Raw genomic sequence first — 12120 nt, 5'->3', positions numbered from 1 at the left:
GTAAGCAGATAAGTGGAAGGGGTTAGAGCAGCCCGGCCTGGGGGCCGTTGGGGAACTCCAGCCGGTGGTCGAGGATGCTCCGGGCCAGCGCCCCGACCTCCTCGTCCGGGAGCCGGCGGAAGCCGTCCTCGGTGATGACGCCGACGATCGGGAAGATGCCCCGGGTCAGGTCCGGGCCGCCGGTCGCCGAGTCGTCGTCGGCGGCGTCGTAGAGGGCCTGGACGACCGCGGTGGTGGCCTGTTCGGCCGTCAGGTCGCGGCGGTAGAGCTTCTTCAGCGAGCCCTTGGCGAAGAGTGAACCGGAGCCGGTGGCGGCGAAGCCGAGCTCCTCGGAGCGGCCGCCGGTGACGTCGTAGCTGAAGATCCGGCCGCGGCCGAGGTCGAGGTCGTAGCCGGCGAAGAGGGGCACCACGGCGAGGCCCTGCATGGCCATGCCGAGGTTGCCGCGGATCATGGTGGTCAGGCGGTTGGCCTTGCCCTCCAGGGAGAGCTGGGTGCCCTCGATCTTCTCGTAGTGCTCGAGCTCCAGCTGGAACAGCCGGACCATCTCCACGGCGAGGCCCGCGGTGCCGGCGATGCCGACCGCGGAGTACTCGTCCGCGGGGAACACCTTCTCGATGTCCCGCTGGGCGATCAGGTTCCCCATGGTGGCGCGGCGGTCACCGGCGAGGATCACCCCGCCGTCGAAGGTGACCGAGACGATGGTGGTCCCGTGCGGGGCCTCCAGCGGCTGGAACCCGGGGGGCAGCACCCTGCGCCCGGGCAGCAGCTCCGGCTGGTGGTCCGCCAGGAATTCGACGAAGGACGACGACCCCGGTGTCAAGAAGGCAGCCGGTAGACGCCCGGTGCCACGAGTGTTGGCTTCCACACGTTCCCTTCCAGATAGTCGGCCCCACGCCGGAGCCCGCCACCGCAGTTGAAGCAGAGGATGGCTCGGACCCTACCCGCTTTGCGGGCGTGATCCACGTGTTCCGGGTCGGGATTCAAACAGATCGCAGGCGGTGTCGACGACAACGCTCCATGCCTTCGGGAACCGCATCGGAGCACCCTTCAGCGCGCGCCGTTCATCGCGCTTGCGGGTGTCCGTGACCTTGGATTCCATGATCCCTAAGGCTACTGGCCGCCTTTTTGCACGTAACTCCGGACGAAAGACTCGGCGTCGGACTCGAGGATCTCGTCGATGTCGTCGAGGACGGAGTCCACGTCCTCGTCGAGCTTTGCCTTGCGCTCCTTGAGGTCGGAGGCCTCGGTCGTCTCGACCTGGTCCTCCTCGACCTCCTCGGAGGAGCGGTTCGCCCGCTGCTGGCCGCCGTCGGTGTCCTTGGTCGCCATGTCCCTCACCCCGCTCGGATAGTGTTCGGCACTGCTGGTCAGACCCTATACACGAGGGGTGACAACCGCCTCGCGTTTTGCGTGTCCAGTTGCGCTACGTCTTCAACGTCCGGTGCTGCTGGGATGATGCCCATCAGCTTTCGCGTTCACCCGTAGTGATGCCTGACTACGGAGCGGTTACGCCCGAAGCGGACAGATGTTCAGGAGCCGGCCCCGCCGGACAGGACCCGGACCAGCTCCTCCGCCGTGCGGCACCGGTCCAGCAGCGCCTTGACGTGCTTGCGGGTGCCCCGGAGCGGCTCCAGGGTCGGCACCCGCTGCAGCGAGTCCCGCCCCGGCAGGTCGAAGATGACCGAGTCCCAGGAGGCCGCGGCCACATGGTCGGCGTACTGCTCCAGACAGCGCCCGCGGAAGTACGCCCGGGTGTCCTCCGGCGGCTTGTGCGCCGCCCGCAGCACGTCCGCCTCGTCCAGCAGCCTGTCCATCCGCCCGCGCTGCGCCAGGCGGTTGTAGAGGCCCTTCTCGGCCCTCACGTCGGCGTACTGCAGGTCGACCAGTTGCAGCCGGGGGCTGTCCCAGTCCAGGCCGTCCCGGTTGCGGTAGCCCTCCAGCAGCTCCCGCTTGGCGATCCAGTCCAGCTGCCGGGACAGGCTCATCGGGTCGCTCTCCAGCCGGCCCAGCACGTCCTCCCAGCGGTCCAGGACGTCCTTGGTCTGGTCGTCGGCGTCCGCCCCGAAGCGGTCCTCGACGTACTTGCGGGCCAGCTCGCAGTACTCCATCTGGAGCTGGACCGCGGTCATCTTCCGGCCGCTGCGCAGCGAGAGCAGGTGGCCCAGGTCCGGGTCGTGGGAGACCCGGTGCAGGGTGCGGACCGGCTGGTCCACCACCAGGTCCACATTGATGAAGCCGTCCTCGATCATGGAGAGCACCAGCGCGGTGGTGCCCAGCTTCAGGTAGGTGGAGATCTCGGAGAGGTTGGCGTCGCCGATGATGACATGCAGCCGGCGGTACTTCTCGGCGTCGGCGTGGGGTTCGTCGCGGGTGTTGATGATGGGCCGTTTGAGCGTGGTCTCCAGGCCGACCTCGACCTCGAAGTAGTCCGCCCGCTGGCTGATCTGGAAGCCGTCGGCGGAGCCGTCCTGGTTGATGCCGACCCGGCCCGCGCCGGTGAAGACCTGCCGGGAGACGAAGAACGGGGTCAGGTGCTTGACGATGTCGGCGAACGGGGTCGACCGCTTCATCAGGTAGTTCTCATGGGTCCCGTAGGAGGCGCCCTTGTTGTCGGTGTTGTTCTTGTAGAGGTGGATCGGCAGCGCCCCGGGCACCTGGAGCGCGCGGACCGCGGACTCCTCCATGATCCGCTCGCCGGCCTTGTCCCAGAGCACCGCGTCCAGCGGGTTGGTGACCTCGGGCGAGCTGTACTCGGGGTGGGCGTGGTCCACGTAGAAGCGGGCGCCGTTGGTGAGGATGATGTTGGCGAGGCCGATGTCCTCGTCGGTCAGCTGGCTGGCGTCCGCGGTCTCCCTGGCCAGGTCGAAGCCCCGCGCGTCGCGCAGCGGGTTCTCCTCCTCGAAGTCCCAGCGGGCCCGCCGCGCCCGGTGCATCGCCGCCGCGTAGGCGTTGACCACCTGCGACGAGGTGAGCATGGCGTTGGCGTTGGGGTGCCCCGGGACGGAGATCCCGTACTCCGTCTCGATTCCCATGACGCGCCGTACAGTCATGCGGCCCTCCTTCGAACTGCCGCTGACGACTCACCGCCCGCGGTCGGCCCGGTTCGGTAACCCGAGCCTAGAACTGCGCACTGACAACCGGGAGATCACCGCCCGGAGTTGTTCCTGATGGGTCTTGAAGAGGTATCCGGACGCGAACCGTCCGGCTGCGGGCAGAGCCGCAGCCGGACGGTGGCGGTCCAGCTTCCTACAGGTACTGCCCGGTGTTGGCGACAGTGTCGATGGAGCGGCCGGAGTCGGCGCCCTGCTTGCCGGTGACGAGCGTGCGGATGAAGACGATCCGCTCGCCCTTCTTGCCGGAGATGCGGGCCCAGTCGTCCGGGTTGGTGGTGTTGGGAAGGTCCTCGTTCTCCTTGAACTCGTCCACGCAGGCGGCGAGCAGGTGGGTCACCCGCAGGCCGCGCTGGCCCTTGTCGAGGAAGTCCTTGATGGCCATCTTCTTCGAACGGTCGACGATGTTCTGGATCATCGCGCCGGAGTTGAAGTCCTTGAAGTACAGGACCTCCTTGTCACCGTTGGCGTAGGTGACCTCCAGGAAGCGGTTCTCCTCGGTCTCGGTGTACATCCGCTCCACGACGGCCTGGATCATGGCGTCGATGGTGGCGTCCACCGAGGAGCCGTGTTCCTTGACGTCGTCGGGGTGCAGCGGCAGCGAGTTCTTCAGGTACTTGCTGAAGATGTCCTTGGCCGCCTCGGCGTCCGGACGCTCGATCTTGATCTTGACGTCCAGCCGTCCGGGCCGCAGGATCGCCGGGTCGATCATGTCCTCGCGGTTGGATGCCCCGATGACGATGACGTTCTCCAGGCCCTCCACGCCGTCGATCTCGGCGAGCAGCTGCGGGACGATGGTGTTCTCCACGTCCGAGCTGACACCGGATCCGCGGGTGCGGAACAGCGACTCCATCTCGTCGAAGAAGACGATGACCGGGGTGCCCTCGCTGGCCTTCTCACGGGCCCGCTGGAAGACCAGGCGGATCTGCCGCTCGGTCTCGCCGACGTACTTGTTGAGCAGCTCGGGGCCCTTGATGTTGAGGAAGTAGCTCTTCCCCTGGGGCTGTCCGGTGACCTCCGCCACCTTCTTGGCCAGGGAGTTCGCGACCGCCTTGGCGATCAGGGTCTTACCGCATCCGGGCGGGCCGTAGAGCAGGACGCCCTTGGGCGGGCGCAGCTCGTACTCCTTGAACAGCTCGGCGTGCAGGTACGGGAGCTCGACCGCGTCGCGGATCATCTCGATCTGGCTGCCCAGACCGCCGATCCGGTCGTAGTCGATGTCCGGGACCTCCTCGAGGACCAGGTCCTCGACCTCGCTCTTGGGGACGACCTCGTAGACGTAGCCCGAACGGGGCTCCAGCAGCAGGGCGTCGCCGGAGCGGAGCTTGATCCCGCGCAGCGGTTCGGCGAGCCGGACCACCCGCTCCTCGTCGGTGTGTCCGGTGACCAGGGCGCGCTCGCCGTCCTCGAGGACCTCCTTGAGGGTGACGATGTCGCCGATGCTCTCGAACTCCATCGCGTCGACGATGTTGAGTGCCTCGTTGAGCATGACTTCCTGGCCGCGCGTGAGCTCGTCCAGGGCCAGGCTCGGGGTGACGTTCACCCTCAGCTTGCGGCCGCCGGTGAAGATGTCGGCGGTGCCGTCCTCGTTGGCGGTCAGGAACGTGCCGAAGCCGGCCGGCGGCTGGGCGAGCCGGTCCACCTCCTCCTTGAGGGCCACGATCTGGTCGCGGGCCTCCCTCAGGGTCGAGGCGAGCCGCTCGTTCTGAGCGGTGACTCCGGCCAGGTTGGTCTGGAGTTCTACGACCCGCTCCTCGAGGATCCTCGCGTGTCGCGGGGACTCTGCGATCTTGCGGCGCAGGACGGCAATCTCCTGCTCAAGAAAGGAAACCTGACTGAGGGCTTCCTCAGAACCCCGTGCGGGCCTGCCGCCGCGGGTGTAGTCGTCGTCGTGGGCTGCCACGGTCCTCACCTCCTCCGGGGAGCTGAACGTGACCCGACCCTACCCGCGCCGTGTCCCGTTGGAACCCCTAGATCAGAAAGTCGGAAGGGGTGTGTCTGATCTTCACCCTTGCGCACGTCCCCTCGGTACGGGGATACCCACTCGTGACGGTCCGGAAGCGAGCAGTTGTACAGTCGATCGGGTCAAGACTTGTCACAACCAGGAACGGCGGGCGGTATGTCCTCGCAGGACGAGCCTCTTGAGGTGTGGATCGACCAGGACCTCTGCACGGGGGACGGCATCTGCGTGCAGTACGCGCCCGAGGTGTTCGAGCTGGACATCGACGGCCTGGCCTATGTCCGCGGCGCTGGCGACGAGCTGCTGGCCGAGCCCGGCGCGACGGTCCCGGTACCGCTGACGCTGCTTCAGGACGTGGTGGATTCAGCCAAGGAGTGCCCCGGCGACTGCATCCACGTCCGCCGCAGCCGGGACCTGGTCGAGGTGTACGGGCCGGACGCCGACTGAAGGCATCCGGGGGCGCTATGTGATCAAGGTCACACTTGCGAGAGTGGCACGGTGACGGTACGTGAGTAGCCGTCAGGTCCCGGCGTCCAGGTGTACGTCTGGTGCAGGTCGGGGCAGCAGCGGGGGGCGTCCGCCGAGGAGTAGCCGTCGACCGAGGCGTGGATCGCGCCGTCGGCCCGCAGCCCGAGTTTCCGCACGGTCAGGTTCTGGCCGGGGCTGATCAGCGTGGCCGCGATCCGCGGCTTCCCGCCGGGCCCGGCCCGCAGCACGTAGAGGCCGTCCGGCGGGGTGCCGTTCTGCGCGTCGCAGTGCACCGCCACCACGGTGACCACCGAGCCGTTGCCGCTGGTGTCGGCGCTGAAGCGCTGGGTGACCTTGGTCGGCAGCCCGGCGCAGTCCAGCGGGAAGGCCACCCGGGCCGGGTCGGGGGCGGCCGAGGCGGGGACGGTGTGCGGTCCGTCGGCGACCGGGGCCGCGGCGCCGGCCGGGGCCAGTGCGACCGCCGCGGCGACCACGGCGCCGAGGGCGAGGGCGGTGCCCAGCCAGTGCGCCGGACGGGTGCGGGTGTGGGCGAGTCCCTGCTGCTGGTCCATCTCGTCCCTCTCCGCGGTGCGTGGTACGACTTCGCCGAGAAGCTTCCCATACCGGAAATGCCGCTGCCCGCCCGGTGCGGTCCGGGCGGGCAGAAGGGTCTGACGGCGGTTCAGTCCTGTTCAGGTTCCTGAACAGTGTCCTCGGCGAGCTCCGGCGCGGCGTCCTCGGCGGCCTTGAGGAAGCGGCCGGTCTTGGGCGGCACCGGGGCCTCCACGTCGCCGTAGGCGCCCTTGGCCGGGCGGCGGCGGCGCAGCGGCGGCTCCACTCCGTCGGCGAGCCGACGGGAGGTGAGCAGGAAGCCGGTGTGCCCGATCATGCGGTGGTCCGGGCGCACGGCCAGGCCCTCGACGTGCCAGTTGCGGACCATCGACTCCCAGGCCTGCGGCTCGGTGAAGTTCCCGTGCTCGCGCAGCGCCTCGACGGTGCGCGACAGCTGGGTGGTGGTGGCCACGTAGCAGCAGATCACCCCGCCGGGGACGAGGGCCTTGGCAGCCACGTCCAGGCACTCCCACGGGGCGAGCATGTCCAGCACCATGCGGTCGACCTCGGTCTCCACCAGGTTGTCCTGGAGGTCGCCGAGGGTGAGCTTCCAGGCCGGGTGCGGGCTGCCGAAGTAGCGCTCGACGTTGTTCTTCGCGATCTCGGCGAAGTCCTCGCGGCGCTCGTAGGAGGACAGCGAACCGCTGTCGCCCACGGCGCGGAGCAGGGAGCAGCTGAGCGCGCCGGAGCCGACGCCGGCCTCGACGACGCGGGCACCGGGGAAGATGTCGGCCATGGTGACGATCTGCCCCGCGTCCTTGGGGTAGACCACCGCGGCGCCGCGCGGCATGGAGAGGACGTAGTCGGAGAGCAGGGGGCGCAGCGCGAGGTATGCGGTGTTCCCAGTGGTGCGCACCACGGAGCCCTCGGGGGCCCCGATCAGCTCGTCGTGCGGGAAGGCGCCCTTGTGGGTGTGGAACGCCTTGCCGGGCTCGAGCGTGATGGTGTGGTGGCGACCCTTGGGGTCGGTGAGCTGGACCTGGTCCCCGACCTGAAAAGGCCCGCGGCGGCGGGCGGCGCCGGTCGGTTCTGACATGCCGCTCAGTCTAGAGGAGCCCGCAGGGCCCGTTGACCACGCCCTCAGGCGGCCGGGGCGGCCGAGGGGACCGGGATCGGCGACTGCCCGGCCATCGCCAGCGCGAAGGCCTGTTCCACGTCCACGGCGGCGAGCACGCCCAGGGTGGCGCCGTCCGACTCCAGCACCAGGTACTCGGCGGCCGGGCTGGCCCGCAGCGCGTCCAGCAACTCCTCCCCGGCCAGTTCGGCGGAGAGCCGCAGCCCCGGCTCCAGCTCCCGGGAGACCGCCCCGGTGGCGGTCCAGGGGCGGCGGTGCTCGGGGATGGTCCTGACCAGGTGCTCGCGGACCAGGGCGGTCGGCCGTCCGGCGCCGTCGACCACCACCAGGGCCCGCGCCTCGGCCTGCTCCAGCTGCCGCAGCGCCTCGGCGAGGGGGGTGTCGGCGGACACCTCCACCGCGGGCCTGGCCAGGCCGCGGGCGCTGAGCTCGGGCAGCCGCTCGCGCAGCCGGGCGATCCGCAGGCTGCTGCCGGCCCCGTTCCAGATGATCGCGGCCAGCATCGCGCCCAGCACCGCGTCGATCAGCAGCGTGGTCAGGGTCTGCCGCGGGCCCTGGTAGGCGGCCCAGGTGGGCATGCCGACCAGCACCAGCAGGGCCAGCAGCTTTCCGGCCCAAGCGGCGGCCAGGGTGCCCGCCATCGGCTTGCCGGTGGCCTTCCAGACGGCGGCCCGCAGCATCCGGCCGCCGTCCAGCGGCATCCCGGGGAGCAGGTTGAAGGCGGCCACCACGAAGTTGCTGAGCATCAGCGCGGCGATCAGCACGCCGGGCACCGTCGCGGTCTGCACCAGCTGCAGCGCCAGCAGGAACACCCCGCCGAGCACCAGGGAGAGCAGCGGTCCGACGAAGGCCAGCCAGAACTCGCGGCCCGGGGTGTCGGCGTCCTTCTCGATCTCGGAGACGCCGCCGAAGAACTGCAGCTGGATCCGCCGCACCGGGAGGCTCAGCCGCAGCGCGACCACGGTGTGGGCCAGCTCGTGGATCAGCACCGAGCCGTAGAAGGCCACCGCGAAGAACAGCGCCACCAGGTAGCGGGTCCGGCCGAGGCCGGGCAGCAGCACCTCGATCTGGCCGCCGAAGGTCCAGGTGATCAGCGCGGCGATGACGAACCAGGCCGGGGTGACGTAGACCGGCACCCCGAACGGGCGCCCCATCAGCAGCGCGCCGGGCGGGCGGTCCCCCTTGCTGTCGCTCACTGCGGCTCCCTCACGGCGGTGCGCCCGGAGACGGGCCCGTCCGCCAGGCTACGCGGTCCGCCGGTGCGCTGTCGGTGCCCGGGCATAGGGTCGGGCCATGCAATCGCCCGACACCGTCCGCCCAGCGACCGACACCGCCCGCCCGGCCACCGTACCGGTGGCGCTCTCGCCCTCGCGGGCGGGGGACTTCATGACCTGCCCGCTGCTCTACCGGCTGCGGGTGATCGACCGGATCCCGGAGCCGCCCAGTCCCGCCGCCACCCGGGGCACGGTGGTGCACGCCGTGCTGGAGCGGCTGTTCGACGCGCCCGCGGGCCGGCGCACCCCGGAGGCGGCGCGGGCGCTGCTGCGCCCGGAGTGGCAGCGGCTGCTGGAGAAGCGGCCGGAGCTGGCCCAGCTGTTCCCCGCGGACGCGGACGGCAGCGAGCTGGCCGGCTGGCTCGGCGACGCGGAGAAGCTGCTGGACAGCTGGTTCCGGCTGGAGGACCCGAACCGGCTGGAGCCGGCCGAGCGCGAGCTCTATGTGGAGACCGAGCTGGAGTCCGGGCTGCGGCTGCGCGGCTATGTGGACCGGGTGGACGTGGCCCCGACCGGCGAGGTCAGGGTGGTCGACTACAAGACCGGCAAGGCCCCGGCCCGGGACTACGAGGGCAAGGCCATGTTTCAGATGAAGTTCTACGCGCTGGTGCTGTGGCGGCTGCGCGGCGTGGTGCCGCGCCGGCTGCAGCTGGTCTACCTGGGCGGCGGCGGGCAGATCGTCTCCTACGACCCCGACCCGGCCGATCTCAAGGCGGTGGAGCAGAAGCTGCTGGCGCTGTGGGAGGCGATCCAGCGGGCGCTGGCCACCGGCGAGTGGCCGGCCAACCGCAACCGGCTCTGCGACTGGTGTTCGTACCAGGCGCTGTGCCCGGCCTTCGGCGGCACTCCCCCGGCATACCCTCTCCCTGTAGAGCTGTGATCACGGCCGTGATTCCTGTGGGCCTCTGACGAGTGGAGCAAGTTGTGGCGATCCGAGTGCTGCTGGTCGACGACCAGCCGCTGCTCCGCACCGGATTCCGGATGATTCTGGAGGCCGAGACCGACATCGCGGTGGTCGGCGAGGCCGGCGACGGCCAGCAGGCGCTGGACCAGGTCCGGGTGCTGCAGCCGGACGTGGTGCTGATGGACATCCGGATGCCGCGGATGGACGGGGTGGAGGCGACCCGCCGGATCGCCGGGCCCGGCCGCGACGGCCCGGCCAAGGTCCTGGTGCTGACCACCTTCGACCTGGACGAGTACGTGGTGGAGGCACTGCGCGCCGGGGCCAGCGGCTTCCTGCTGAAGGACGTCCCGGCCGAGGAGCTGGTGCAGGCGATCCGGGTGGTCGCGGACGGCGCGGCGATGCTGGCCCCCAGCGTCACCCGGCGGCTGCTGGACATGTACGCCGGGCGGCTGCCCTCCGGCGACGAGGCCCCGCCGCCCTCGCTGGCGACGCTGACCGAGCGGGAGGTCGAGGTGCTGAAGCTGGTCGCCCGCGGCCTGTCCAACGCCGAGGTGGCCGGGGAGCTGTTCGTCAGCGAGACCACGGTGAAGACCCACGTCGGGCATGTGCTGACCAAGCTGGGGCTGCGGGACCGGGTGCAGGCGGCGGTGTTCGCCTACGAGAGCGGGCTGGTCCGGCCCGGCAACGGCTGAGGGCCGTCCCCCGGAGGACGCGGCAGGGGCCGGGCTCGGGCACTGCGCCCGAGCCCGGCCCCTGCGGCAATGCCTGGGGTCAGCTCTTGCCGATCATCCAGAACCGCATGATCGAGGCGGTGTCCAGGGTCAGCGGGACCCCGGTGACATCGGCCTGGGTCACGATGAACTGCTTGTTCTGCCACAGCGGGATGTAGGCCGCGTCCTCGGCGAACTGCTTCTGGATGGTCGCGAAGGTCTGCGCCGTGGAGTCGTCCGCCCGGTTCGGCTGCTTCAGGCTGAGCGGGGTCAGGCTCTTGATGATGGTCGACGGCGCGTAGCCGTTGCCGAAGGTGTTGTTGGCGCCCACGAACGGGGACACGTAGTCGTCCGGGTCCGGGTAGTCGGGCTGCCAGCCGGTCAGTGAGGCGGGCAGCTTGTGGCCGGCCCAGAGCGGGATCATCTTGCCCAGGGTGGGCTCGGTGGCCAGCTTGACCTTGAAGATGCCGCCGGCCTCCAGGGTCTTCTTGATCTGCGCGGCCTCGGCGTTGCCGCCGACCGAGTTGGCGGCGTACGTCAGCGTGAACGGGATCGGCAGGGTGACGCCCTTGAGCGACTTCCGCACCACCGACGGGCTGAGCGGCTTGACGTCGTAGGGGCTGGACTCGAACGGCGTGGTCTGGTCGCCGATGCCCTGCGGGATCACCGAGTACAGCGGGGTGACCGTGTGCTCGTAGGTGTCGGCGATGGCGTCGCGGTCGATCAGCTTGCCGATCGCCTGCCGCACCGCCACGTTGTCGAACGGCGCGGTCTTGGTGTTCAGCACCATCATCCGGGTGTTGCTGCCCGCACCCTCGACGACCTGGAGGCCCTTGCCCAGCTGCTGCGAGCCCTCGAGCTCGACGATGTCCTTGGAGGCGAGGTCGCTGTTGGCGTTGAGGTCGATCTTGCCGCTGTCCAGGGCCTTGCGAATGTCCGAAGGGGCGTCGAAGTAGGACAGGGTGACGCCCGAGTTGACGGGCTTCATCTTGCTGTAGGCGCCCTGGTAGCTCGGGTTGAGCGACAGCTTGATCGAGGTCGGGACCTCGGTGCCGGAGCTGTCCTTGGTGGTCTGCACCGAGTCGACCTTGTAGACGCCGGAGCCGACCACGGTGCCGCCGACCCCGGGGAGCACCCGGGTCCCCGAGTAGGCCTTGGGGTCCACGATCTCGCCGACGCCGGAGGCCAGCCGGTCGGGGAAGGTGGCGTCCGCGGTCTTCAGGTGGAAGGTGACCGTGGTGGTGCCGCTGATGTCGATCGACTTCATGGTGCTGAGCAGGCCGCTGACGCCGGAGCCGTTGTCGGCGGGCGTCTTGTCCGGCAGCGTCTCGCCGCCGATGGTCATCACCCGGTCGAGCGAGAACTTCACCGCGGCCGCGTCCAGCGGGTCCCCGTTGGAGAAGGTCAGGCCCTTGATCAGGGTGCACTGGTAGGTCAGGTAGTCGGTGCCGACGAAGTCGCACTTCTGCGCGGCGTCCGGGGTCGGCACGGTGGATCCCGGCAGGAACGTGAGCAGACCCTGGTAGACGTTGTAGAAGACCATCCAGGAGCCCGCGTCATAGGCGCCGGCCGGGTCGAGGCTGGTGTAGGCGCTGACGGTGCCCATGCTCATGGTGGTCTTCGGCACCCCGGCGACCCCGCTGGAGGCCGAGGAGCCGCACGCGGCGGTCGTTGCGAGCAGGCCGACGCAGCCGAGCGTCCCCAGTCGTTTCGCTGCAGACATGTCATCCTTCGTGTCCTGGCCGGAGCTGTGGGCACCGGTACCGGAGGTCGTACGACCGCGCCACCACCCCTGGACGGGGTCGACCGCAAGGCTGCGGCGGCGAGGCGTGAGGGTGTCGAGCGCCTGCGGACACCACCGCGAGGGGTGTCGCACTGAGCGCACAGTGGTTCGGTCGCCTGTAGCGTGCCATACGATTCCGCCCGCTTGCAGACAACCCTGACGCAGGGTTCTGTGAAGATCCGAAAATTGAAGGACAATATGCTGATATGCCCGATTTGGCG

Annotated in this window: 12 protein-coding genes; 3 read left to right on the top strand and 9 right to left on the bottom strand. The window is 69.8% G+C overall.

All coding sequences use genetic code 11. From position 1 onward, the window contains the following. Positions 1-22 precede the first annotated feature (22 nt). From prcB to arc, 5 genes are all read right to left on the bottom strand, one after another. Entirely contained in the window at positions 23-868 is an 846-nt protein-coding gene (prcB, locus tag ACXKR8_RS40985) for a proteasome subunit beta (RefSeq protein ID WP_458269593.1), read from the bottom strand. Positions 869-940: 72 nt separating this feature from the next. After that, the gene (locus tag ACXKR8_RS40980; protein ID WP_458269592.1) at positions 941-1102 is read right to left on the bottom strand and encodes a hypothetical protein; all 162 of its coding nucleotides are present in this window, start codon (positions 1100-1102) and stop codon (positions 941-943) included. 11 nt (positions 1103-1113) lie between these two features. Then, entirely contained in the window at positions 1114-1332 is a 219-nt protein-coding gene (locus ACXKR8_RS40975; RefSeq protein ID WP_458269591.1) for a ubiquitin-like protein Pup, read from the bottom strand. Positions 1333-1532: 200 nt separating this feature from the next. Beyond that, positions 1533-3053 carry a depupylase/deamidase Dop gene (gene dop, locus ACXKR8_RS40970; protein WP_458269590.1) on the bottom strand — a complete coding sequence of 507 codons (1521 nt, stop codon included), beginning with the start codon at positions 3051-3053 and terminating at the stop codon, positions 1533-1535. A 196-nt stretch (positions 3054-3249) separates the two neighbouring features. Continuing rightward, positions 3250-5016, bottom strand: a complete 1767-nt coding sequence (arc, locus tag ACXKR8_RS40965; RefSeq protein WP_458269589.1) for a proteasome ATPase — start codon at positions 5014-5016, stop codon at positions 3250-3252. A gap of 216 nt (positions 5017-5232) precedes the next feature. On the opposite strand from arc, the gene ACXKR8_RS40960 reads away from it, so the two are divergent. Further along, complete coding sequence (locus ACXKR8_RS40960; protein ID WP_458269588.1) at positions 5233-5520, top strand: ferredoxin; 288 nt, start codon at positions 5233-5235, stop codon at positions 5518-5520. A 29-nt stretch (positions 5521-5549) separates the two neighbouring features. On the opposite strand, the gene ACXKR8_RS40955 is transcribed toward ACXKR8_RS40960, so the two are convergent. The 3 genes from ACXKR8_RS40955 to ACXKR8_RS40945 form a co-directional block, all read right to left on the bottom strand. Continuing rightward, positions 5550-6113 (bottom strand): hypothetical protein, encoded by a 564-nt coding sequence (locus ACXKR8_RS40955; RefSeq protein ID WP_458269587.1) that lies wholly within the window; start codon positions 6111-6113, stop codon positions 5550-5552. Positions 6114-6223: 110 nt separating this feature from the next. Continuing rightward, the gene (locus ACXKR8_RS40950) at positions 6224-7189 is read right to left on the bottom strand and encodes a tRNA (adenine-N1)-methyltransferase (protein WP_458269586.1); all 966 of its coding nucleotides are present in this window, start codon (positions 7187-7189) and stop codon (positions 6224-6226) included. A gap of 44 nt (positions 7190-7233) precedes the next feature. After that, on the bottom strand, positions 7234-8424 hold the full coding sequence (locus ACXKR8_RS40945) for a site-2 protease family protein (protein ID WP_458269585.1): 1191 nt from the start codon (positions 8422-8424) through the stop codon (positions 7234-7236). A 97-nt stretch (positions 8425-8521) separates the two neighbouring features. Between ACXKR8_RS40945 and ACXKR8_RS40940 the strand changes: the two genes are divergently transcribed. Then, positions 8522-9382: a RecB family exonuclease gene (locus ACXKR8_RS40940; RefSeq protein ID WP_458269584.1), complete on the top strand. Its 861-nt coding sequence runs from the start codon at positions 8522-8524 to the stop codon at positions 9380-9382. A 44-nt stretch (positions 9383-9426) separates the two neighbouring features. After that, on the top strand, positions 9427-10098 hold the full coding sequence (locus ACXKR8_RS40935; protein WP_458269583.1) for a response regulator: 672 nt from the start codon (positions 9427-9429) through the stop codon (positions 10096-10098). A 79-nt stretch (positions 10099-10177) separates the two neighbouring features. Here ACXKR8_RS40935 and ACXKR8_RS40930 read toward each other — a convergent pair whose 3' ends face one another. Further along, on the bottom strand, positions 10178-11839 hold the full coding sequence (locus ACXKR8_RS40930; protein WP_458269582.1) for an ABC transporter substrate-binding protein: 1662 nt from the start codon (positions 11837-11839) through the stop codon (positions 10178-10180). Positions 11840-12120: the final 281 nt, after the last annotated feature.

This window comes from Streptacidiphilus sp. PAMC 29251, from assembly GCF_054208735.2.
The sequence above is the reverse complement of the archived record's forward strand: the minus strand, read 5'-3'. Positions and strand labels throughout refer to the sequence as shown.

Coding starts and splice junctions, on each gene's coding strand:
- ACXKR8_RS40980 (WP_458269592.1), bottom strand. CDS start 1,102: ATGGAATCCAAGGTCACGGACACCCGCAAGCGCGATGAACGGCGCGCG.
- ACXKR8_RS40975 (WP_458269591.1), bottom strand. CDS start 1,332: ATGGCGACCAAGGACACCGACGGCGGCCAGCAGCGGGCGAACCGCTCC.
- dop (WP_458269590.1), bottom strand. CDS start 3,053: ATGACTGTACGGCGCGTCATGGGAATCGAGACGGAGTACGGGATCTCC.
- ACXKR8_RS40960 (WP_458269588.1), top strand. CDS start 5,233: ATGTCCTCGCAGGACGAGCCTCTTGAGGTGTGGATCGACCAGGACCTC.
- ACXKR8_RS40955 (WP_458269587.1), bottom strand. CDS start 6,113: ATGGACCAGCAGCAGGGACTCGCCCACACCCGCACCCGTCCGGCGCAC.
- ACXKR8_RS40950 (WP_458269586.1), bottom strand. CDS start 7,189: ATGTCAGAACCGACCGGCGCCGCCCGCCGCCGCGGGCCTTTTCAGGTC.
- ACXKR8_RS40940 (WP_458269584.1), top strand. CDS start 8,522: ATGCAATCGCCCGACACCGTCCGCCCAGCGACCGACACCGCCCGCCCG.
- ACXKR8_RS40930 (WP_458269582.1), bottom strand. CDS start 11,839: ATGTCTGCAGCGAAACGACTGGGGACGCTCGGCTGCGTCGGCCTGCTC.